Annotated in this window: 21 protein-coding genes; 11 read left to right on the top strand and 10 right to left on the bottom strand. The window is 67.0% G+C overall.

Going from position 1 to position 21,197, the window contains the following annotated elements; genetic code table 11:
- Positions 1-148: 148 nt before the first annotated feature.
- The 5 genes from Q9R13_RS04565 to Q9R13_RS04545 form a co-directional block, all read right to left on the bottom strand.
- Positions 149-1,474: a hypothetical protein gene (locus Q9R13_RS04565; RefSeq protein WP_310963902.1), complete on the bottom strand. Its 1,326-nt coding sequence runs from the start codon at positions 1,472-1,474 to the stop codon at positions 149-151.
- The gene (locus Q9R13_RS04560; protein WP_310963900.1) at positions 1,474-1,773 is read right to left on the bottom strand and encodes a hypothetical protein; all 300 of its coding nucleotides are present in this window, start codon (positions 1,771-1,773) and stop codon (positions 1,474-1,476) included. The genes Q9R13_RS04565 and Q9R13_RS04560 overlap by 1 nt, the downstream gene beginning before the upstream one ends.
- A 164-nt stretch (positions 1,774-1,937) precedes the next feature.
- Positions 1,938-2,444, bottom strand: coding sequence for a hypothetical protein (locus Q9R13_RS04555; protein WP_310963899.1), 507 nt, complete (start codon positions 2,442-2,444; stop codon positions 1,938-1,940).
- A 12-nt stretch (positions 2,445-2,456) separates the two neighbouring features.
- Complete coding sequence (locus Q9R13_RS04550; protein ID WP_310963898.1) at positions 2,457-2,876, bottom strand: single-stranded DNA-binding protein; 420 nt, start codon at positions 2,874-2,876, stop codon at positions 2,457-2,459.
- A 310-nt stretch (positions 2,877-3,186) separates the two neighbouring features.
- Complete coding sequence (locus Q9R13_RS04545; RefSeq protein ID WP_310965036.1) at positions 3,187-6,096, bottom strand: leucine-rich repeat protein; 2,910 nt, start codon at positions 6,094-6,096, stop codon at positions 3,187-3,189.
- Positions 6,097-6,332: 236 nt separating this feature from the next.
- Between Q9R13_RS04545 and Q9R13_RS04540 the strand changes: the two genes are divergently transcribed.
- The gene (locus Q9R13_RS04540) at positions 6,333-7,631 is read left to right on the top strand and encodes an ISL3 family transposase (protein ID WP_310961331.1); all 1,299 of its coding nucleotides are present in this window, start codon (positions 6,333-6,335) and stop codon (positions 7,629-7,631) included.
- 616 nt (positions 7,632-8,247) lie between these two features.
- A complete protein-coding gene (locus Q9R13_RS04535) occupies positions 8,248-9,321 on the top strand; it encodes a site-specific integrase (protein ID WP_310963897.1) in 1,074 nt (357 codons plus the stop codon).
- 12 nt (positions 9,322-9,333) lie between these two features.
- Here Q9R13_RS04535 and Q9R13_RS04530 read toward each other — a convergent pair whose 3' ends face one another.
- Complete coding sequence (locus tag Q9R13_RS04530) at positions 9,334-9,543, bottom strand: hypothetical protein (RefSeq protein ID WP_310963896.1); 210 nt, start codon at positions 9,541-9,543, stop codon at positions 9,334-9,336.
- A gap of 35 nt (positions 9,544-9,578) precedes the next feature.
- Here Q9R13_RS04530 and Q9R13_RS04525 point away from each other — a divergent pair, with 35 nt between their 5' ends.
- The 6 genes from Q9R13_RS04525 (at position 9,579) to Q9R13_RS04500 (ending at position 14,523) form a co-directional block, all read left to right on the top strand.
- Entirely contained in the window at positions 9,579-10,100 is a 522-nt protein-coding gene (locus Q9R13_RS04525) for a helix-turn-helix transcriptional regulator (protein ID WP_310963895.1), read from the top strand.
- A complete protein-coding gene (locus tag Q9R13_RS04520) occupies positions 10,100-10,735 on the top strand; it encodes a nucleotidyl transferase AbiEii/AbiGii toxin family protein (RefSeq protein WP_310963894.1) in 636 nt (211 codons plus the stop codon). The genes Q9R13_RS04525 and Q9R13_RS04520 overlap by 1 nt, the downstream gene beginning before the upstream one ends.
- 432 nt (positions 10,736-11,167) lie before the next feature.
- Complete coding sequence (locus Q9R13_RS04515; RefSeq protein WP_310963893.1) at positions 11,168-12,220, top strand: D-isomer specific 2-hydroxyacid dehydrogenase family protein; 1,053 nt, start codon at positions 11,168-11,170, stop codon at positions 12,218-12,220.
- A complete protein-coding gene (gene vanA / locus Q9R13_RS04510; RefSeq protein ID WP_310963892.1) occupies positions 12,217-13,257 on the top strand; it encodes a D-alanine--(R)-lactate ligase in 1,041 nt (346 codons plus the stop codon). The genes Q9R13_RS04515 and vanA overlap by 4 nt, the downstream gene beginning before the upstream one ends.
- Positions 13,254-13,862 carry a D-Ala-D-Ala dipeptidase VanX gene (gene vanX / locus Q9R13_RS04505; protein ID WP_310963891.1) on the top strand — a complete coding sequence of 203 codons (609 nt, stop codon included), beginning with the start codon at positions 13,254-13,256 and terminating at the stop codon, positions 13,860-13,862. The genes vanA and vanX overlap by 4 nt, the downstream gene beginning before the upstream one ends.
- Position 13,863: 1 nt before the next feature.
- Entirely contained in the window at positions 13,864-14,523 is a 660-nt protein-coding gene (locus Q9R13_RS04500) for a hypothetical protein (protein WP_310963890.1), read from the top strand.
- Here the strand turns inward: Q9R13_RS04500 and Q9R13_RS04495 are convergent.
- The 4 genes from Q9R13_RS04495 to Q9R13_RS04480 all read right to left on the bottom strand — a co-directional run bounded on the left by Q9R13_RS04495 (position 14,489) and on the right by Q9R13_RS04480 (position 18,269).
- The gene (locus Q9R13_RS04495) at positions 14,489-15,556 is read right to left on the bottom strand and encodes a sensor histidine kinase (RefSeq protein WP_310963889.1); all 1,068 of its coding nucleotides are present in this window, start codon (positions 15,554-15,556) and stop codon (positions 14,489-14,491) included. The genes Q9R13_RS04500 and Q9R13_RS04495 overlap by 35 nt on opposite strands.
- A complete protein-coding gene (locus Q9R13_RS04490) occupies positions 15,549-16,220 on the bottom strand; it encodes a response regulator transcription factor (RefSeq protein WP_310963888.1) in 672 nt (223 codons plus the stop codon). Before Q9R13_RS04490 ends, Q9R13_RS04495 begins: the two co-directional genes overlap by 8 nt.
- A 281-nt stretch (positions 16,221-16,501) precedes the next feature.
- Entirely contained in the window at positions 16,502-16,981 is a 480-nt protein-coding gene (locus tag Q9R13_RS04485; RefSeq protein WP_310963887.1) for a hypothetical protein, read from the bottom strand.
- Positions 16,982-17,042: 61 nt separating this feature from the next.
- The gene (locus Q9R13_RS04480) at positions 17,043-18,269 is read right to left on the bottom strand and encodes a helix-turn-helix domain-containing protein (RefSeq protein ID WP_310963885.1); all 1,227 of its coding nucleotides are present in this window, start codon (positions 18,267-18,269) and stop codon (positions 17,043-17,045) included.
- A 147-nt stretch (positions 18,270-18,416) separates the two neighbouring features.
- Between Q9R13_RS04480 and Q9R13_RS04475 the strand changes: the two genes are divergently transcribed.
- From Q9R13_RS04475 to Q9R13_RS04465, 3 genes are read left to right on the top strand one after another with little or no spacing between them, the layout of a single operon-like run.
- Positions 18,417-18,677, top strand: coding sequence for a multiubiquitin domain-containing protein (locus tag Q9R13_RS04475; protein WP_310963884.1), 261 nt, complete (start codon positions 18,417-18,419; stop codon positions 18,675-18,677).
- The gene (locus Q9R13_RS04470; RefSeq protein WP_310963883.1) at positions 18,661-19,080 is read left to right on the top strand and encodes a hypothetical protein; all 420 of its coding nucleotides are present in this window, start codon (positions 18,661-18,663) and stop codon (positions 19,078-19,080) included. The genes Q9R13_RS04475 and Q9R13_RS04470 overlap by 17 nt, the downstream gene beginning before the upstream one ends.
- Positions 19,077-20,558, top strand: coding sequence for a ThiF family adenylyltransferase (locus Q9R13_RS04465; protein WP_310963882.1), 1,482 nt, complete (start codon positions 19,077-19,079; stop codon positions 20,556-20,558). The genes Q9R13_RS04470 and Q9R13_RS04465 overlap by 4 nt, the downstream gene beginning before the upstream one ends.
- Positions 20,559-21,197: the final 639 nt, after the last annotated feature.

Raw genomic sequence — 21,197 nt, 5'->3', positions numbered from 1 at the left:
CGTGCAAGGTGGCACAGCCTGTGCGTGGGCCCAGCACAGGAGTCGGCCAGGGGTGAGCCGTTCACGGATGGGCCACACGGCCGCGATGCGGTCTCCTCGTCGGGACGGGCCGGGACCATCCCCTCCTGGTGTCGGTCATCCGCGCGGGTCATGGGCCCGGGAGGCCGGGGTCGGTGCGTCGGCCCGCGGGTTGGTGGATCAGCGCTGAGTGCAGGGCCGAGCGGCTGCGGCCCGGTGTGGCTGCCTCGGGTTCGATGTGCGGGACCAGTCCGCGCACGGCCCTGACGAGTTCCTTGTTGGCGCTGCGGTCGATCGGGGTGAACCGCTCGCGGACGGGGGCGACCAGGCCAGCGCTGTCGGGGACCAGCCGGGGGAGCTGCACGCGCTGGAGGTAGGTCTTCTGGTCGATGCCGGTCTCGATGATCTCGGCGATGCGTTGGTCGATGCCGTTGAACAGCGTCTGGAATCCGGCGGCGACCCGTGGCTCGACGATGCTCTGGGCCGGAAGGGCCCGAAGACGCGCCGTCGCGTTCGCGGCATCGGCGACCGCGTGGCCGCCCCTACCGATCCGCCCGCCGACGTTGCGCAGCTGCTGCTTGAGCACCGAGTACGCCGCGGCGCGGGCACGCCACGCCTCGGCGCGGGGGGCGTCGGCTCGCTGCGCGAGTATCGCGAGCCGGCGGGAGAGGCGTTGTTGGGAGTCGACGATCAGCCGCAGGTTCATCGCGGTCGGGAACGACCTGAGGTGGACGAGCAGGTCGTGCTCGGACTGGAGGACGCCGAGGATGCCGCGCTGCGGGCCGATGCGCAGCGCATGGGTCCGTGGCCGCCAGCCGGTGGCGTCGACGCTGTAGTCGGGCCGCCCGAGGCCGACGTCGAGCGCGGTCGCGAGGGCGGTCCAACCGAGCCGCCCCGGGTCGGTCAACCTCTCCCAGCCGGGGACGTTCAGGTACCGCTGGTCGAGGACCACGAGCGCCTGGGTGACTGCGGCGACGTCGCCGACGACGGCCTGCGCCTGGGGCCCGGTGAGCCGCTGTCCGGCGAGTCCGTTGGTGTCGTGCTCGGCCAGGGCCGCGGCCCGGGCGGCATGGCGCCAGTGCTCGACGACCTCGTTCGGGTGGGCCGTGCCGAGGAGCGCGGTGCTCGCGGGCGGTGTCCTGGACGCCTCGCGGGCACGGCCCAGGGCGCGGGCCAGCTCGCTGACCGCCGTACCGCGGTCCTCGGAGGTCCGGAACGGGTTGGCCGGCGCCGGCAGGGTGGCGCTGAACACCAGCGGCTTGGCGGCCATGACCGCCTCGGCGCACCAGCTCAGCACCGTCTGCCGGTACTGCCCGATCACGATGCCCGCGGCCTCGCGCTCCGGAACAGCGTCAGGAGCCGACGGTGGGTGCGCGCCGAGCCGGTGAAGGATCCGGTGCTGGCGCAGCAGGGCGGCGAGCTCGGTGCGCATCAGGTCGCCGGTCTCGCCGTACATCAGGCGCCGTCCAACGCGTGCGCGGCCTCGAGCCGGACCAGGAGCAGCTCGAGGTCGAGTGCGTCGACCCCGAAGCCGACCAGGGACTCGATCGCTGCGGTGGCGCCCCGATACAGGACCTCGCGATCATCGCCGAGCCCGTCGGTATCGAGGCCCGAAGACTCGTCGTCGTGGAGCCAGTCGAGCTCGATCAGGACCCTTTCGAAACACGCGGACGCGTCCTCATCGACGGCCGCGTCGGCGAGCGCCGCCACGAACGACCTCGCCCGCGCGAGGGTCAACGCATGCTCAAGATCCATGAGCCTCTCCTTCCTCCCGGTCTTGGTCGAAGGCTCCCGTCGACCCGCGCGGCCCGAGCGGTCTGGTGGCCGCAGCTGTGGACCCGAGCACGACGCCGGGGCCTGAAGGCGCTGCGTGGACGCCCTGCGGACGCCCTGCGGACCCCCCGGGGGACGCCTGGTGGTCACCCGCGGAGTTCATCTCGCGCGATCTCCTCGACACGCGGTCGCCGCGAGACGTCCTCGTGCACGAACGTGGTGAAGTCCGCCGCACGATCGACGATCTCGACCTCGCCGGCTACGACAGCGGCGGCTTCGCCCGGCCAGGTCGTCTGCCGCGTCGGCCGGTCACGGTCCAGGCGGGTCCCGCAGTTTGCCACCCACTCCCGCAGGCGCTGGCGGCACTCGGCGAACTCCCGCATCCACCCAACCGGCGCCGAGGGCGAGGCGGATTGGTCGTAGCAGGCGAGGAAGTGGGTGTGTAGCGCGGACAGCTCCCAGATCAGCTCGTCGTGGCGATGCCAGTACGGCGGCACGATCGCCGGCGGCAGACCGAAGGTGTTCTTCAGCCAGGTCACGAACCCGTCCAGGTCGCGCCACTCGGCGACTGCGGTCGGAGCGTCGAGAAGGTTCCAGTCGATCGGCCCCGGCGGCAGGTCACGCTCGGCGCCGAACGATGACTCGTGGGCCACGACGCCGCCTGTTCAGAGGCCGATGGCCGTGTTCGACGATCGCTGAGCGGGCGGAGCTGGTGCCGGCGCGAGCCGGCGGCGCTGGACCTCGTAGGCCGTCTTGTTGACGTTGTGGCCGATCTTGCGGGCGACGAACTCCTCCTTGATCACGCTCGCCTCGCCGGGGTGTTCGACTTCGTATTCGTGGACGTAGCCACTGGCAACGAAGGAGTCGCCCTTGCGGAACCGGGCGTACGTCTCCCGGGCCGTGCTCTCGAAGGCGACCATGTCGTGGAAGGTCGGGTCGAGCTTCGTGAAGTCGCCGTCGACCTCCCTGCGCCACTGCTCGACGCCGACACGGAGACGGCAGCATTCGGCGCCGTCCTTGGTGAAGTGCAGCTCCGGCGCTGATGCGACGAACCCGACCAGGCTCATCTGGGTGGGGATGGACACGTTGACTCCCGGACTCGCCGCGGCTTCCCGGTGAAGCCGCTCTCGGGACCCAGGTGCACACAACGCCCCAATGTCCTGCGCGCCGCTCGGACGCGATCGCGGCCTCGGATCGACGCATCCTGGCGGCGGACGGCACGCTCAGAGGGTCGCCGCGCCCTGCGATGAGGCGCTGCACCGGAGTGAAGGCACGATCCGGCTCTCTCAGGTCGTGCCAAGGAATCCGACCCACGTCATCCGTGCTCGCGGCCGACATGGGCCTCTCGACGGTGGTGACCCAGGGGCGTTGGTGAGTTGGTCGCGGTTCGACTGTTTAGCGGGGACCTGTGGCCCTGTCGGCCACCGGGGTTGTCTGCTCGGATGTTGCGGTTGCTGGGATGAAGGTGGGGCTCGAGGCGGTGATGGTGACGGTGATCCGGGCGCCTGCTTGGGGGTTGCGGAGCTTGAACGTTTGCCGTGTTGCTCCGTGGATGGGTTGGCCGTCGGCGTTCCACTGGTAGGTCAGGTGCGCGTCGGCCGGGTCGAGGTGGGGTCCGGCATCGGCGGTCAGGGTCTGACCTGCCTGGGCGATTCCGGTGATCGTCGGGGTGAGGTTGTCGACGGTGTCCGGGGTGAAGGTCAGCGCGACGTTGAGGGTGGCGTCGTCGCCGATGCCGTTGTGGGCGGTCAGCACCACCTGGTAGGTGCCCGCGGTGCCCGGGCCCGGGGTGCCGGCGATCGTGTGGGTTGCCGGGTCGAGGCTCACGCCGTCGGGGAGGGCGTCGCCGCTGATGGTCACGGTGGGGGCGGGGAATCCGGTGACGGTGTAGGAGTAGGTGAACGGGTCGCCGACCTTGCCGGTTGCGGCCGACTCACCGGTCAGCTTCGGGGGCGAGTTGACGGTCAGGGTCGCGGACGTGGTGGTGGCGTTGCCGGCGCTGTTGGTGAACGTGGCCCGGTAGGTGTTGCCGTTCATCGCTGCGGTGACGTCGGTCAACGTCAGCGTCGCGTTGGTGCCGGTGGGGTCGGGTATGTCGGTGTATCCGGATCCGTCGCCGGTGTTGACCTGCCACTGCACGGTCGGTGTCGGGATTCCCGTGGCTGCCGCGGTGAATGTCGCCGTGTCACCAGCCTTGACAGTCGTGTTCGACGGGTTCGTCGTCATCGACGGTGTCACGGCAATCACCTGGGTGTTGTAGCCCTGCCAGGTCGGGGTGGTGAACCCATGGGACGTGTTGGCGGCATCGAAGGCGTAGTGGTAGTAGACGATCAGACCCGTTGCGGGGCCCAGCGAGGCGTACTGGTCGCCCGCAGGTGTGATGGTCGTGGGGGCCGCCCCTTCAAAGGTCACACTCACCAAGGGGTTGCCGCCGAATGCGAAGTCCCCGATGGTGGTGACCGAGTTCCCGATGGTCACCGACGCCAAGTTGGCGAGCGCGAAGGCTTCCTTCCCGATGCTGGTGACCGAGTCTGGGATGGTCACCGACGCCAACTGGTTGCCGTCGAAGGCGAAGTCCCCGATGGTGGTGACCGAGTTCCCGATGGTGACCGACGACATCTGGTTGTAGCTGAAGGCACGGTCCCCGATGGTGGTCACCGAGTCCGGGATGGTCACCGACGACAACTCATCGGATTCAAAGGCGGAGTCCCCGATGGCGGTGACCGGGTATGACTGGGTGCCGCAGGTGATGGAGTCCGGTATCGCAACGTCGCCACCGGCCGTGATGTAGACGGTTGCCGTCGCACCCGCAGCGACATGGAGCGGGTCGACCGTGTAGACGATATCGTCGACCGTGCACGACGTCGGCTCGATGAGCTGGGTGTTGTAGCCCTGCCAGGTCGGGGTGGTGAACCCATGGGACGTGTTGGCGGCATCGAAGGCGTAGTGGTAGTAGACGATCAGACCCGTTGCGGGGCCCAGCGAGGCGTACTGGTCGCCCGCAGGTGTGATGGTCGTGGGGGCCGCCCCTTCAAAGGTCACACTCACCAAGGGGTTGCCGCCGAATGCGAAGTCCCCGATGGTGGTGACCGAGTTCCCGATGGTCACCGACGCCAAGTTGGCGAGCGCGAAGGCTTCCTTCCCGATGCTGGTGACCGAGTCTGGGATGGTCACCGACGCCAACTGGTTGCCGTCGAAGGCGAAGTCCCCGATGGTGGTGACCGAGTTCCCGATGGTGACCGACGACATCTGGTTGTAGCTGAAGGCACGGTCCCCGATGGTGGTCACCGAGTCCGGGATGGTCACCGACGACAACTCATCGGATTCAAAGGCGGAGTCCCCGATGGCGGTGACCGGGTATGACTGGGTGCCGCAGGTGATGGAGTCCGGTATCGCAACGTCGCCACCGGCCGTGATGTAGACGGTTGCCGTCGCACCCGCAGCGACATGGAGCGGGTCGACCGTGTAGACGATATCGTCGACCGTGCACGACGTCGGCTCGATGAGCTGGGTGTTGTAGCCCTGCCAGGTCGGGGTGGTGAACCCATGGGACGTGTTGGCGGCATCGAAGGCGTAGTGGTAGTAGACGACCAGGCCCGTTGCCGTGCCCAACGAGGCGTACTGGTCGCCCGCAGGTGTGATGGTCGTCGGGGCCGCGCCGTCAAAGGTCACACTCACCAACCCGGTGTTGTCACCGAATGCCTTTTGCCCGATGGTGATGACCGAGCCGGGGATGGTCACCGACGTCAACTGGTTGCTGCCGAAGGCGTAGTCCCCGATGGTGGTGACCGCGGCCCCCAGGGATACCGATGCCAACGGGTTGGAAGAGAACGCGAACTTCCCGATGGTGATGACCGAGTCGGGGATGGTCACCGATGCCAACTGGTTGAGGTCGAAGGCCTTGTTCCCGATGGTGGTGACCGAGCTCCCGAGGGTGACCGAGGTCAACTGGTTGTTGTTGAAGGCGCCCTCCCCGATGGTGGTGACCGAGTCGGGGATGGTCACCGACGTCAACTTGTTGCTAAAAAACGCGAAGGTCCCGATGGTGGTGACCGAGTCGGGGATGGTCACCGACGTCAACGGGTCGTATTGAAAGGCGCCGTCCCCGATGGTGGTGACCGAGTATGACTGGGTACCGCAGGTGATGGAGTCCGGCATGGCAACGGCGGCGCCTGTCCCGGTGTAGCCGCTCACCGTCGCACCCGCAGCGACGTCGGCCGGATCGGCTGTGTAGACGATGCCATCGACAGTGCACGTCGTCGCGGCCGCGGCGGCTGGTGAACCGGTGAGCAGCAGCAGTGGCACCGTCAACAGGCCTGCCGTGGCAGACGCCAGCAAAGCCCGGGCAGCACGTGGGCGAAGGGTCCAGATCATGCGCATGGCTCTGCCTCGTCTCTACGCCCCACGAACGATTACCAACACTATGGGGCTCTCCTGACGTACCTGTGGGTGCCTGAGCGCGCCTGAACGAGCCACACGCCGCTTCCTGTCTAGGTTTCTGAGCTGTCTAGGAACAGGAACCAGGTGCACAGGAGAGCGGCGTGCGTGATGTCAGCCTATGGCGGGGCGTGTTCGGGGTCGAGAAGACGGTGATCGAGCGGGTCGAGTTCGACGAGGACGACCAGGTGCTGGTCGCCTACGTGCGGCCGACCAAGCGGCAGCGTGGCCGCTGCGGGCGTTGTCGGCGACGCTGTCCGGGTTATGACGCCGGTGCGGGCAGGAGGCGTTGGCGGGCGCTGGACCTGGGCACGATGGTCGCGATGGTCGAGGCTGACGCGCCGCGGGTGACCTGCCGGGCCCATGGCGTGGTGGTCGCCCACGTGCCCTGGGCCCGCCACGACGCCGGCCACACGCTGAGCTTCGATGATCAGGTGGCATGGCTGGCCACCCAGGCCTCGAAGTCATGCGTGGTCGAGCTGATGCGGATCGCCTGGCGCACCGTGGGTTCGATCATCTCCCGGGTCTGGGCCGACATCGAGACCCAGCACGACCGCTTCGCCGGGCTGCGGCGCATCGGGATCGACGAGATCAGCTACAAGCGCGGGCACAAGTACTTGATGGTCGTCGTCGACCACGACCAGCGGCGACTGGTCTGGGCCGCACCGGGACGCAACAGCGCCACCGTCGCTGAGTTCTTCGATCTCCTCGGCGAAGAACGCTGCAAGCTGATCACCCACGTCTCGGCTGATGGGGCCGACTTCATCGACACCATCGTCGCCGGGCGGTGCCCGAACGCGGTCCGGGTGGCCGATCCGTTCCACATCGTCAAATGGGCGACCGAGGCGCTCGATGAGGTCCGGCGTGAGGCGTGGAACGACGCCCGCAAGCAGGCCAGAACCGAACCCAAGCGGCCGCGTGGACGTCCTCGCGCCGACGCACCGCCGCGACCGGGCAGCGAACGGGCCAAGTCGTTGAAGGGAGCCCGCTACTCGTTGTGGAAGAACCCCGAAGATCTCACCGAGAACCAGCAGACCAAGCTGGCTTGGATCGCGGCCACCGATCCGCGGTTGTATCGCGCCTATCTGCTCAAAGAAGGCCTGCGGCTGGTCTTCCGACTACCCCACGCGGCAGCCGCCGAGGCCCTGGACCGGTGGATCAGCTGGGCGCGACGCTGCCGGATCCCGGCGTTCGTGAAACTGCAGAAGAGCATCGTCAAGCACCGTTCCCGGATCCTCGCCGCGATCGAGCACAACCTGTCCAACGGGCTGATCGAGTCGACCAACACCAAGATCCGGCTGCTGACCAGGATGGCGTTCGGGTTCCACTCCGCCGAGGCATTGATCGCGCTGGCGATGCTCACCCTCGGCGGGCACCGACCCGCCCTCCCGGGCCGCAACTAACCCACAGATCAGTCAGGAGGGCCCACTATGGGTCCATAAATGCGACGGCCGCAGACGAATGCAGAAACCGCCCGGGGCATGGCCCGCGAGCGTGGACATCACCGGAGTGTCCGCAAGACTCGTCGGTTGCCGATTTCGATGAGGGAGGCGCAGCAGGAGCAGTTGAGGCCAAGTGCCACGCCGTGCCGTCCGACTAGGGAGGCGGGTGGAAGCGGCTGCCCAGTGGGCGGACCGCCGCTGGGGTGTGCGTTGGGCGCGATTCCCGAGTCTCAGTGGTCGTCCAAGGCCGGAGGGTCGTGATAATCGGTGGCGCGCTCCTGAGGAGCACGAGGCCGGTGCCGAAGGGCAGGGTTCGGATCCGCTCGGGTGGCATGATCGACACCCGGCGGGTCGAGCGCTGAAGCGATCGTGAGCCGTAGTCGCCGACCGTGACCGCGTCCGAGAGTTCGTCGCGTTCGCCGATCAAGACGGAAAGGTCCTGAAGATCGCGAGACGCGGACGCGCCACCGAGGATGACCTTAACGATGGAGTTATGAGCCGTCGGCGCTGACCGTCCGGCGCGGGTGCACCGATGGGTGAGCCGGCGAGGCTCGGGTGGCGGCGCTACACCTCGGCGATGACGCCATCGACTGCCCCAGAGCCCACCGCAACGACCACTCCCGCGGCCGCCTTGATGAGTGCCGGCCTTCCGGCGGGCACGTCCCTGGTCCGCCTCGATCCCGAGACCGCCGGCACCGCGGTGGTCATGCCGACCGGGATGACCGAGGCCGATGCGCGCCGGGTCGCGACGGCGATCCTCGCCGCGCACAGCCTCAACACTCGGACCGCCTATGCCCAGATGTGGCACCACTGGGAACACTGGTGCGCCCACCGCGGCGTCACCGCGCTGCCTGCGGATCCGCTGGCCCTGTGTGCCTACCTGGCCGAACGCGCCGAGGCCGGCTTGGCCGTCAGCACCCTGAACCTGTCCTGTGCCGCGATCCGGCACGTCCACCGGCTGTCTGGTGCCCCCGACCCGGTCGCCACCGAGATCGTCCGCCAGGTCCGCCACGGCCTGGCCCGTACCCACGGCACCGCCCCCCGACGACTGGCCCGCCCGCTGACGGTCGCCGAGATCCGCCAGATCCTGGCCGCCATCGACCGGACCACCCCGACCGGGACACGCGACGCCGCGATCATCCTGCTCGGCTTCGCCTCCGCACTGCGCCGCTCCGAGCTCGTCGCCCTCACCCTGGCCGACCTCAGCCACGAGCCCGCCGGACTCCTGCTGGCCATCCACACCTCGAAGACCGACCCCGAAGCACGCGGTCAACGCGTCGCGGTCGCGGTCGGACACCACACCGAGACCGACCCCGTCGCCGCCGTCAACGCCTGGCTGGCCCTCCGGGGACCCACGCCGGGCCCGTTGTTCACCCGGGTCTGGGGACCCACGATCAGCGGCGAACCGATCGCCGGCCGGGCCGTCGCCCGGATGCTGCGCGCCCGCGCCGAGGCCGCCGGTCTGGACGGCACCCGGATCACCGCCCACTCCCTGCGCGCCGGCCATGCCACCACCGCGGCCCTGGCCGGTGTCCCACTTGAGCGGATCGCCGCCCAGACCCGCCACCAGAACCTCCCCGTCCTCCTCGAGCGCTACATCCGCCCGCTCGAACGATTCGCCTTCACCTCCAGCAAGGACCTCGGACTGTGAACGACGTCCCGATCAGATCGACTCGCGGCGGTGCCGACCGAGCACCCCGCCACGCACCTCGCCACGCACCTCGCCACGCACCCCGCCACGCACCCCGCCACGCACCCCGCCACGCACCCCGCCACGCACCCCGCGCCGGATGGCGCCGCGCTGGTGCGCGGCGTAAGCGCGGTCCGAACCAGGACGTCCCAGGATCGTCGTGTCGGCAGGTCGTCGCTGCATATCCGGGATGGTATTCGATCGGATACCATGGGCTCATGGTTGGAGGAAACATCATCGAACAGGCGCGCAACGAGGCGGGCCTGTCCCAGGCCGACCTGGCCCGGAGGTCCGGGACCTCGCGGCCCACCCTGTCGGCCTACGAGCACGATCGGAAATCGCCCACGCTGGCCACCGCGACCAGGATCGCCGCGGCTGCCGGATTCGACCTCACCCTCGCTCCCCGAATCGAGTTCCGACACCTCAGCGTTGCCCGTGGCCACCCGATCCACGTCCCCACGGCACTACCCCGTTTGCCGCTGACCCGCGCCCTGGCCACCGTGGAACTGCCACTGCACCTGAACTGGTCCGACCGCGGACGCCGCTACGACCTGCGCGAGCGCCGCCAACGGGCCCGGGTATACGAGATCGTCCTGCGCGAGGGCGGACCCGACGACGTCCTCGCCTACATCGACGGCGCGCTGCTGGTCGACCTCTGGGACGAGCTCGTCCTCCCACACGCGATCCGGACCGCGTGGCATGCCGTGGTCACCGGCCAGAGCACCGAGCAGGTCGCGTAATGGATCGACACCACCAACTCACCACCTTCCAGATCGACCTGGCCGCCATCTTCTTCGCCCTCGACGCGGCCGAGGGCTACCTGGTCGCCGGTGGTGCGGCACTCCTGGCCTCAGACCTGATCGCCCGCCCCACCGAGGACCTCGACCTCTTCGCCGGGACACCCACGACGTCCGTGACACCGGCCAAGGACGCGTTCGCGCAGGCACTCCACAACCGGGGCTGCGCCGTCGTCATCGTCCACGACGCACCCACGTTCTGCAGGCTGGTCGTCGAACGGGCGGGGGAGCAGACCCTGGTTGACCTCGCCATCGACTCCCCACCCCACAGCCGACCGACCATCACCGTTCTCGGCCCCACCCTGGCACCGCTCGAACTCGCCGGCCGCAAGCTCCTCGCCCTCTTCGGCCGTGCCGAGGCCCGCGACTTCGCCGACGTCTACGTGCTCGCCCAACGCTTCGGCACGGCCGCCCTCATCGAGCAGGCGCAAGAACTCGATGCGGGATTCGACCCCGGTGTGCTCGCCCAGATGATCGGAACCATCGGACGCTTCGAGGACCACGAGATCCCACTCGCCCCCGAGGAACTCCCGCCAGCGCGTTCGTTCTTCGCGGACTGGGCGAGCGAACTCGGGTAGCCGAAAGTCCGCTGGGCTCGAATCCACGGATCGGACCAATGGATCCAGCCAAGCGAACTATCCAAGGCTGGAACTGGTTGCACGCGCAATGGCAACTGGAAAATCGCAGCTAGTCGCTACCGGAGCGGTACAACCGCCTCGCAGCGGAATGGTGCGTCGTAGTGGCCAGTGGTCCCGACCTGACTTTGAAGGCGACGTCGGTGTGTCGGCCGCCTCGGCCACAGTGCGAGAGACCTGACCGCGGGCGAACTGCAGTTGGGCCGAGCAATTCGTTGGGAATGAGGCGCACGCCGTCGCGCCACCGGCGTCGGGCGTGCACACGGTGATGGTGAGGTCACAGTCGCCGGTGCGGATCGAGCGTGAGTGGGATATCGCAGGCATATTGAAAAGCGGATACGCGCCGGCAACGGCGCCTTGGCTTGACTTCCGTGCATGATCTGCAGCGAAGAAGGCGTGATCGACCGCGACGTACGAGGGGGCCGGCGTGTCCCCAGGCTCAACTCGTCGAAGCGCGTGGCCTCGCACACGAGCGAGGTCACCGTCTACGGGTGCAGCCAGGACGAGGCCGCCCTGTTCGACGCGGTGGGCGCGAGCCTAGGCGTGTCACCGCGGATCGTCGAGGCGCCCGTGTGCGAGGCGAACGTCAATCTGGCGCGGGGCAGCAGATGCGTCAGCGTGAGCCACAAGGCCCCGGTCACGAATGCTGCGCTGCTCGCGCTGAGCGGACTCGGGGTGGAGTATGTGTCCACGCGGAGCATCGGCTGCAATCACGTCGACGTCGACTATGCGGCCAGGGTCGGGATCTCGGTCGGCACCGTGGACTACTCACCGGGCAGCGTGGCCGACTACACGCTGATGCTCATGTTGATGGCCGTGCGCCATGCCAAGGCCGGCATCCGCCGCACCGACGGGCATGACTACACCCCGAACAGCGTGCGCGGCAGGGAATTGCGCGACCTCACCATCGGCGTGGTCGGGACGGGCCGGATCGGCACCGCGGTCATCGACCGGCTGCGAGGCTTCGGCTGCCGGGTGCTGGCCCACGACGCCCACCCACGAGCCGGCGTCGAGTACGTGCCTCTCGACGACCTGGTCGCGTGCAGCGACATCATCACCCTGCACACGCCGCTCACCGTGGGCACCCATCATCTCCTCGACCGGCGACGGATCCAGCGGATGCGTCCGGGGGCGTACGTCGTCAACACCGGCCGCGGGTCGCTGCTCGACACGCAAGCACTCCTCGCAGCCTTGGAGAGCGGCCGGCTGGGCGGAGCTGCGCTGGACGTGATCGAGGGCGAGGAGGGCGTCTTCTACACCGACTGCCGCAACCGGCACATCGAGAACGACGCATTGTTGAGGCTCCAGGAGTTGCCGAACGTGCTGATCAGCCCGCACTGCGCCTACGACACCGACCATGCGCTGAGCGACATCGTCGAGAACACCCTGCACAACTGCCTCGCCTTCGAACGGGGGCGGGCGGCATGAGCAGGGTCAAGGTCGGTGTGGTCTTCGGTGGCGTCTCCGAGGAGCACCCGGTTTCGGTCAAGTCCGCGCGGGAGATCGCCAAGCACCTCGACACAGAGAAGTACGAACCGCTCTGGATCGGTATCACCGTAGACGGGCAGTGGCGGCTCTGCGACGGCCCGGGCGAGGGTTGGCACACCGGTGCCGCCCGCGCATGCACGCTCTCGGCTGATCGCAGCGTGCACGGGCTGCTGGTCCAAGGCGACGACGGCTACGAAGGTGTGCGGCTGGACGTGGTGCTGCCGATGTTGCACGGCAAGCTCGGCGAGGACGGCGCGATCCAGGGTCTCCTCGAGCTGTGCGCGATCCCCTATGTTGGCTGCGGCGTCGAGAGCTCGGTGCTGTGCATGGACAAGTCGCTGGCATACACCCTCGCCCGCAGTGCCGGCATCGCCACTCCGCGCTTCTGGGTCCTCGGCGAGAACGACAACGTCGATCCTGAAGAGCTCGTCTATCCGGTGTTCGTCAAGCCGGCCCGGTCCGGCTCCTCTTTCGGCGTCAGCAAGGTCGTCGATGCCGGCCAGATGGACGGGGCAGTGCGCTGGGCGCGGGAGTTCGACTCGAAGGTCCTGATCGAGCAGGCCGTGACCGGCGCCGAGATCGGCTGCGCGGTCCAGGGCGATGTGTATGGGCTGATCACCGGGGAGGTCGACCGCGTCGACCTCTCGCACGGGTTCTTCAGGATCCACCAGGAGGAATCACCCGAGACGGGGTCGGAGAACGCGACCTTCATCGTGCCCGCCGACATCCCCGACGACGCGCGATTACTGGTCCAGAAGACGGCGAAGACCATCTACCGCACGCTGGGCTGCAAGGGGCTGGCGCGGGTCGACATGTTCCTCACCGAGGACGGGCAGGTGGTACTCAACGAGGTCAACACGATGCCCGGCATGACCTCCTACAGCCGTTACCCGCGGATGATGGCCGCCGCTGGGCTGCCGTTGTCCGAGGTGATCGACCGGCTCCTGCAGATGACGTTGCACGGGAAGCGACGATGAACTTCGACTTCGCCTACGTCGACGAGCTCGTTCCCGGCATCCGCTGGGATGCGAAGTACGCCACGTGGGACAACTTCACCGGCAGACCGGTCGACGGATACCTCGCGAACCGCATCGTCGGCACTCGATCGCTGTGCGTCGCTCTGGCGGAAGCACAGGAGAAGGCGGCCGCGGCTGGGTTCGGGCTGCTGCTGTGGGATGCGTACCGCCCCCAACGCGCGGTCGACTGCTTTCTCCGCTGGGCCGAGTCGCCCGAGGACGGCCGGACCAAGGATCGGCACTACCCGAACATCGAGCGGTCGCAGATGTTCGAGAAGGGCTACGTCGCTGCACGCTCGGGCCACAGCAGGGGCGCATCGGTCGACCTCACCCTCTATCACCTCGCCACCGGAGAGCTCGCCGACATGGGCGGCGGCCACGACCTCATGGATCCGCGCTCACGCCACTGGGCGCAGGGCCTCACCGCGACGCCGGCACAGAACCGGGAACTGCTCAGGGCGCTCATGGAGGTCTGCGGCTTCGAGGCCTACGAGTGCGAGTGGTGGCACTACACGCTTCGAGAGGAGCCCCATCCCGATGTCCATTTCGACTTTCCCATCACCTAGCGTGGCTCTTCCCTGCGTCTCGCAGTGGGGATCCCTGGAGCGCAACAACGAGGTCGCGATGCGACGTGTCGAGGAATCAGGCGTGGTGGTGTCGCTGGTGAACACCGAGCCGTGGCACCTGATCGACTGGGCGAGATACGGCTACCGGTCGCTCGAGGAGTACCTGTTCTGGTCGCGCAAGGTCTGCGGCCTGGCCTGCCTGCAGTCCCTCCTCCACGGCTGGACCGACGTCCGGCTGTCGATGGGCGAGCTTCTCGACCGCGCCCTCGACTGGGAGTGCTACGTCGTGGAGCCCTCGGGCAGGGTCCATGGGCTCGTCTACCGCCCGTTCATGGCGTGGGTGCGTTCGGAGTTCGGATTCGACTGCCGGCTCGTCGAGCACACACCCATCTGCGCCTCCTCCTCGCAGGTGCGCCCTGGGCAGGTCCTGATCGCCTCGGTGTCGCCGGAGATCCGCGACCCCGACACCCGCCAACCACATCGAGGCGGCCATCTCGTGCTGGTCCACGGCATCGACGACGGAGTCGTACTTTTCCACAACCCCTCCGGCTATTCGCACAACTCCGATTCCGCATCCCTGAGAGTCGAGGAGTTCCAGCGGTTCCACGCCGACCGCGGAATCCTGATCAGCGCGCAGCCGGGAGCTGCACCTTCACGGTGAGGCCACCACCGTCGCGAGGCGTCAACGCGAGCGTGCCGTCGTGCGCCGATGCGATGCTCTTCACGATCGCCAGGCCCAGACCCACGCCCACATGATCGGCGTGGACACGTTGCGTGCCTCGCTGGAACGGCTCCGCAAGTGTGGTGACGAGCTCACGGCTCAGCTGTTCGCCCGTGTTCTCCACCATGAGAGTCACCTTCCCAGGCTCGGCGCTCGTGGTGACCCACAACGTGCCCTTCGCGGGCAGGTTGTGGACGATGGCGTTGTGCACAAGGTTGGTGGCCAGCTGCAGCAGCAACGCGGGTGAGCCGTCGGCGCCGGCCGGCTCCCCGGAGATCTCGATCGTGACGCCGTGCGCCTCTGCGAGCGGGATGAGTGCCTCGGTCGCGTCCTCGGCAGTCAGGGACAGGTCGACGTACTCTCGGGCGAACGTTCGCTGATCGGCACGGCTGAGCAGAAGCAGAGCCTCGGTCAGGTCGATCGCCCGGGCGTTCACCAAGTGGAGACGATCCACGAGCTCCTCGGAGCGATCGGGCGGGTCCTTGCGTGCCACGTCGAGCAGCGTCTGCGTGATGGCCAGCGGAGTGCGCAGCTCGTGGGAGGCGTTGGCAGCGAAACGCTGTTGCTCGGCGACGTGGGACTCGAGCTTGGCAAGCATCGTATCGAAGCTGTCCGCCAGCTCGTGGAACTCATCGTTGCGGCCCTCCAACTCGATCCGGTGCGACAGGGAGCCGCGCGCCGCCATCCGGGTAGCCTCGGTGATACGCGGGAGCGGCGCGAGCATGTGCCCGGCGAGGATCCAGCCGCCCATCAGACCGAACAGCAACAAGAATCCCATCACCGCGACCGCGGTGGGGGCGAACGAGCGCACCAACTCGGCATGGCTGCGGACCACGAAGACGATGCCCGGGTGGAATCCCCGCGAGAGCGAGAAGTAGCCGGCCACCAAAAGCACCGCACCGGCAAGCATCAGGAAGCCGGCGTAGCTGAGGGTGAGCTTGAGGCGAACGCTCAGGCCCGGCTGCCTAGTCATGCCCACCGTCGTCGATGCGGTAGCCGACCCCCGGCACGGTGGCGATCACCCAGGGTTCACCCAGCCGCTTGCGCAACGCTGAAACAGTGATCCGCACCGCGTTCGTGAACGGATTGGCGTTCTCGTCCCACGCTCGCTCCAGAAGCTCCTCGGCACTCACCACGCCGCCCTCAGCGTTAACGAGCACCTCAAGCACCGCGAACTGCTTCCGGGTCAGCGCCACATAACGGCCATCGCGGAAGACCTCCCGACGGAACGGATCGAGCCGCAGGCCCGCGATCTCGCGGACCGGTGGCCGGTTGCGACCACGACGACGGTCCAACGCCCGCAGACGCAGCACCAACTCGCGAAGCTCGAACGGCTTGGTCAAATAGTCATCCGCACCCAACTCGAACCCCGACTCCAAGTCGTCGATCCGATCCGCCGCGGTGAGCATCAGAATCGGCATCCCACTCCCCGATGCCACGACCTGCTGCGCAATCTCGTCTCCCGACGGCCCGGGAATGTCGCGGTCGAGTACCGCGATGTCGTACTCGTTGACGCCCAGCAGCTCCAACGCCGTGTCGCCGTCGCCGGCAAGGTCGGCCGCGATCGCCTCCAGACGTAGTCCATCGCGAATGGCCTCCGCCATCAGCGGCTCGTCCTCCACCACCAAGACACGCATAGGCACATGCTAGGAGGCCGCGAATATCGTCGGCCTATCCAAAACGTGACTCTGCGCGCGGTTGACGCCCTAGGCTCCACCGGCCCAGAGAGTGCCCACCGCCCTGCTCCGCAGGCCCGGATTCGGTCCCACCAGAACACTCGCCGCTCCTGGCAGCTGCTCGCCACGTCATACGCGGCGGTATGACGCGGCGGTCACTCAGGGAGACCCGACGTTCGCCACAGACCGCGGTCCGAAGGGTGTGCTCGAGCACTTTGGTTTTGGTGCAAAGAGGCCGCCCTCTACCGGAAATAGTCCGGGATGAGGGTCGTCGGGTGAACCCGGCGCAGGTACCGGCCGTTGTTTCTGATGGCGTCGGTGAGCTGCTTGGCTTCAATGGCTTCGAGGTCGCCGTGGGCGACGAGCGCATGCAGGATGTCGATCGTGTCGTGGGTTCGTGCCGATCCGAGTCGTTTGCTAGCCAGGTCGTACGCAGCGTTGTCGTCGGTGATCACACCCCAGCCGTTGGCTTCGGCGAGCACTAGGCATTCTGCCTCACCGAGGTGGTCCTCCCCCGACTCACCGCCTCCGCCGAGCGCGCGTTGCATCTTGAACACGTCCGTGAAGAGGTGATCGGGAAGTGGTTCGGGTTGGCCGAGCGCGGCGCACTGGAGCACGAGGCGACAGCGTTCGGTGGCGATACCCGCGAGAACTTCGCTCTTCACTTGGTCGGTCCAGTGAGGCGGCGAGCCACGAGTGAGAAATTTGATCAGCACACTCATCTGGTCGACCGAACCAAAATGCTGGAGCGTTACCGAGTCAACTAGCCATGCACTCATTGATTCAGAAGGGCAGACCCGAGAACCGATCCTCGTCCGCCTCGGACACCCGGGGCGCGTAGTCGGCGTCGATGAGGCTGCGTGCTTCGTTTAGATCCGGATCGATCTCGTAGTTCGCCAGCACGCCGTCGGGATCTTCGCCGACGAGGTCAGCAAATGCGTGAGCGCTGATGGCCCCCTTGCGGAAGCCTTCGCTCGCCCGGAAGACGAGCAGCGCGGGTGGCAGTTCCGCGGGAGCGGTAAGAGAGCGAGCCTGCAGTTGGGCGGCTTGGTCGCGCGTAAGTCCGCCTCGCATGTGTTCATCGGACAGGTGCAGGAGCACCTGTCGCCAGTTGACCCGGCGCAGTTGGTCGCGGCCTGCGGCGTCGATCAAACTCAAGTTGTGTAGGCGATAGACAAGGCTTTCGAAGCTGACGCCTAGCGCGTACGCCAGATTGATTAGCGCAACTTCGGAGCGCCCCTTGTCTTCGACCATCTTTCGAACGACGTCCTCGGGCATGAGGAAACTTGCGGCGAAAGCATTCGCCAAGCGCTCCTCCGTCGTCGATCCAGAGAGTTCGCGATCGAGGGTGATGGCGTTGCCGTTGTGGCCGGCCAGGATGTGTCCGAGTTCGTGGGCAAGCGTGAAGAGCGAACGCGGGAGCGCATGCGCCGAGTTGACGAAGATCAGTGGAAATCGCCGGTCCGTGATCGCGGCACCCGATAGCGAGTCGCCCTCATGAGTGGCGACAAGGACGTCGACGCCCAGGCGGGTTTGAATGCGTTCAGCCAGCTCGGAGAAGCGCTCGTCGCCTTCCACGGCGTCCAACTGAAGCGCCTCGCGCGCCCAGGTCGCCAATGCATCTGCCGCAGCCAGCCAGCCAAGTCCCTCGATGGATGGGACGCCCGAGAGCTTCGGGGATGAGTAGATGTGATGGTCCGCCAGGACCTGGTGCAATTCCGCGGTCGCGACTAGACGATCGTAGGCAGCACCCATCACCCCGCTCGCGCCTGCCGCCCGTGACGCGATCGGCAATTGCGCGACCAGGGAGTCGGGTTCGAGCAAGGCCAGTGGCGACACCTTTAAGGCTCGAGCGATCCTCGCGAGCTCCGCGGGCTTGACGCCACGCCGACCGTTCTCGATCTTGGAGATCGTGGTCGGATCGAGCCCGACTCTCTCGGCGAGGTCGCCAGCGAGAATCCTGGCGCCCTCACGGATTTCACGGATTCGCGCGCCCAGTTCGTGTTCCACCAACCGCACGATACCCGCGCTGGCGGCCGGGGTGAAGCACCGTCTTGCGAAAACAGCAACCCCGGACTTGCGATTTCGGCAACTCGCGATCATGATGGAGTTGCGAAAACCGCAACCGGCGGTTGAGGTCCTCAAGGAGGTGAGTACATGACTGAGAGCAACGCGTCCCCGTCCACGGCGGCCATCCGGATCATTGTCAACGGTCAGGCCATCGTCATGACGTCGAAGCATGTGACTGGCGCCGAGATCAAGGCTGCTGCGATCGCAGTGGGCGTTCCGATTCAGGCTGATTTTGTGCTGTCGGAGGTGCGACCGAGCGGGGAGCAGAAGATCGTTCCCGACGACCATCAGGTGAGCCTGAAGGACGGCGATGAGTTCTGGGCGATTCCCGGTGACGACAATTCCTGATCTCGTCGTGAAGGCAGGGGTTCAGCAAGCGCTGGACAACCTGCGGGCGGCCTTCCCCGACTGGGTGCTCACCGTGCTGCCCGACGGGCAAGGCGGCGCGTGGGTCGAGGTGGCGAGCGTGCCGCTCGGAGCGCCCTACGTGCAGGGGGAGTCGTTTCTGATCTTCCTGCTGCCCTTCACTCTTCCAGGCAGTGACATCTATCCAATGTTCGTGCGGGCGGATCTGGCGAGGATCGACGGTGGCCCTCTCGGGGATGGCTTTCAGCAGACAGAGGTGTCGTGGCCCGGTGAAGCCGCACCGCGTCCCATCATCCAGGTTTCTCGTCGCACTCGCGGCGCCTTCGCTGCCCAGACTGCATCGCAGAAGGTCGCGAAGGTCCTCGATTGGATGCGTAGCCGATGAGCGGAATCCGGCCACCAGTGGAGTCAGTCGAGTTGCGGTTTCGCGGCGCCGACTGGGACCGGCTCGTCGGTCACCTGTTCCCGGGCGATAGCGACGAGCACGGCGCTGCCTTGCTGTGCGGGCAAGCGCAGGTGGGTACTCGTCTGACACTGGTGGTACGCGAAGTCGTTCCGGCGCAAGACGGCCGCGACTATCTGCCTGGCACAAGGGGTTACCGCCTCCTCGACGGCGCTTTTGTCACCCGCCAACTTCGTGCGGCGCACGATGCAGGCCTGGTTTACCTCGCGGCACACAACCACGGCGGATCTGACCGTGTCGGATTCTCCGGTTCCGACCTCGCGTCTCACGAGCGTGGCTACCCGACGCTGCTCGCCATCAATGGTTCTCCCGTGGGTGGCTTGGTGCTTGCCAAGAATGCCATCGCAGGCGACATCTGGCTGACTGACGGCCGGCGCCTACCGTTGTACGTGACTACTGTGGTCGGCGAGGGCCTGACGCGACTCACCGACGGCGACTCACGCGAGTCTGACTCCGCAACCGAGCAGATACTCGAGCGATACGAGCGCCAAGCACTAATCTTCGGTCCCGCCGGGCAAAGCATCCTCAGCAACCTGCGCGTCGGAGTTGTCGGAGCAGGCGGTGTCGGGATGTTGGTGGTGCAGGCACTGAGCCGACTTGGTGTTGGTGAGTTCGTCCTGATTGACCCGGATCATGTCAGCGTCACCAACCTCCCGCGCCTGCCTGAGGCGCGCCTCAGCGATGCCATTGGTCATTGGGGGAACGGTCCTTTCGGGCGCCTTGCCCGGCGCTTCGGGCGCAACCAGCCGACGTCAAAGGTCCGCCTCGCCGCACGTGTGATCCACGGAGCCAATCCCGACGCGCGCATAACCGCAATCCGAGGCGATGTCGCCGACGATTCGATTGCTCGCTCGCTGATTGGGTGCGACTTTATTTTCCTCGCCGCCGACACAATGCTGTCGCGAGAAGTCGTCAACCAGATCGCCTACCAATACCTCGTTCCCACCCTGCAGGTCGGCTCGAAGGTCGTGATCGACTCCGCAAGCGGCGATGTTCTGGATGTCTTTGGTGCAGTTCGTGCGCTCGGGACCGCGCCGGGATGCCTGCGCTGCAACGACCTGATCAACATGTCCAAACTCGCCGAAGAATCGGTGGCCTCTGTCGAGCAGCGACAGAACCAGCGATACGTCGATGAGCCGGGCATCGACGCACCCAGCGTGATCACCCTCAACGCGATGGCAGTCGGGATCGCTGTCAACGACTTCATGCAATTTGCCACCGGACTCGGTCGCCCGGCAAGTGGGTACCGGATTATCCGCAGCAAACCTGTAGCTGCTGGTCAGCCACAGCTCGTCGTTCAACAACCGCATATTGACCCTGAGTGCCACGTCTGCGGGCTTCGGTCGTACTCCGTGTTGTCAGTCGGCGACGCATCCGAGTTGCCCACCCGTATTCGGTAGAGGGCTCTCTTCGCGGACTGAGTGAGCTACCTGATGAAGTAGATTGCCGCCCCCATGGGTCTCGCTGCCGCGAGACCTTGCCATCCAACCTGGGTGGGCGTCGGTCCACCCTTGTGCGTCAATCTGGGCGGAACGACGCACTCTGCCTACGGAGCCGGCACGTTCGTGCACCATGGCAACGATGCGGGCGAGGTAGCCTGAGGCGAGGGCCCGGTCGGGATTCGAGCGTTCACACAATTGTGTCCACTTTGGACGCAGAAGCCCGCGCTCCAGGGCAATGAGACGCAAGCGAGGGATGACGCCGATGCACGACCGCGGGGCGCCGGTTCGATCGCGTTCCTGCAGGTCAACGCGCGTTTCCGCATACTCGCGCAACTCCACGCAGACCCGGCCATCGCACTTCGCGCCGGCGCCTCAGCACGTGCTCGGGGGAGCGGAGGGTTGTTGGTTCGAGTCCAACCGGGGGAGCCACCGAACCCCGTCTGACCTGCACGAACAGGTCGGGCGGGGTTCGCCCGTTCCGGGTCCGAACGATCCTAGTGACACTTTTGTGCCACTTTTGCCGGCGCGGGCGCCTTGAACTTCGTCTGCACCAGCCGCTGACGACTGATCGGGATGCTCGCCCCACGTTCCTCGAAG

Source organism: Nocardioides marmorisolisilvae (genome assembly GCF_031656915.1).
GTDB lineage: Bacteria > Actinomycetota > Actinomycetes > Propionibacteriales > Nocardioidaceae > Marmoricola > Marmoricola terrisoli.
Note: the sequence above shows the minus strand (reverse complement) of the source record. Positions and strands in the feature narration are given on the sequence as shown.

What these genes read in the sequence shown, in the direction of transcription:
- vanA (WP_310963892.1), top strand. Translation starts at nt 12,217, where the DNA reads ATGAGCAGGGTCAAGGTCGGTGTGGTCTTCGGTGGCGTCTCCGAGGAG.
- Q9R13_RS04525 (WP_310963895.1), top strand. Translation starts at nt 9,579, where the DNA reads ATGGTTGGAGGAAACATCATCGAACAGGCGCGCAACGAGGCGGGCCTG.
- Q9R13_RS04490 (WP_310963888.1), bottom strand. Translation starts at nt 16,220, where the DNA reads ATGCGTGTCTTGGTGGTGGAGGACGAGCCGCTGATGGCGGAGGCCATT.
- Q9R13_RS04560 (WP_310963900.1), bottom strand. Translation starts at nt 1,773, where the DNA reads ATGGATCTTGAGCATGCGTTGACCCTCGCGCGGGCGAGGTCGTTCGTG.
- Q9R13_RS04565 (WP_310963902.1), bottom strand. Translation starts at nt 1,474, where the DNA reads ATGTACGGCGAGACCGGCGACCTGATGCGCACCGAGCTCGCCGCCCTG.
- Q9R13_RS04535 (WP_310963897.1), top strand. Translation starts at nt 8,248, where the DNA reads ATGACGCCATCGACTGCCCCAGAGCCCACCGCAACGACCACTCCCGCG.
- Q9R13_RS04465 (WP_310963882.1), top strand. Translation starts at nt 19,077, where the DNA reads ATGAGCGGAATCCGGCCACCAGTGGAGTCAGTCGAGTTGCGGTTTCGC.
- Q9R13_RS04475 (WP_310963884.1), top strand. Translation starts at nt 18,417, where the DNA reads ATGACTGAGAGCAACGCGTCCCCGTCCACGGCGGCCATCCGGATCATT.
- Q9R13_RS04515 (WP_310963893.1), top strand. Translation starts at nt 11,168, where the DNA reads ATGATCTGCAGCGAAGAAGGCGTGATCGACCGCGACGTACGAGGGGGC.
- Q9R13_RS04530 (WP_310963896.1), bottom strand. Translation starts at nt 9,543, where the DNA reads ATGCAGCGACGACCTGCCGACACGACGATCCTGGGACGTCCTGGTTCG.
- Q9R13_RS04485 (WP_310963887.1), bottom strand. Translation starts at nt 16,981, where the DNA reads ATGAGTGTGCTGATCAAATTTCTCACTCGTGGCTCGCCGCCTCACTGG.
- vanX (WP_310963891.1), top strand. Translation starts at nt 13,254, where the DNA reads ATGAACTTCGACTTCGCCTACGTCGACGAGCTCGTTCCCGGCATCCGC.
- Q9R13_RS04495 (WP_310963889.1), bottom strand. Translation starts at nt 15,556, where the DNA reads ATGACTAGGCAGCCGGGCCTGAGCGTTCGCCTCAAGCTCACCCTCAGC.
- Q9R13_RS04520 (WP_310963894.1), top strand. Translation starts at nt 10,100, where the DNA reads ATGGATCGACACCACCAACTCACCACCTTCCAGATCGACCTGGCCGCC.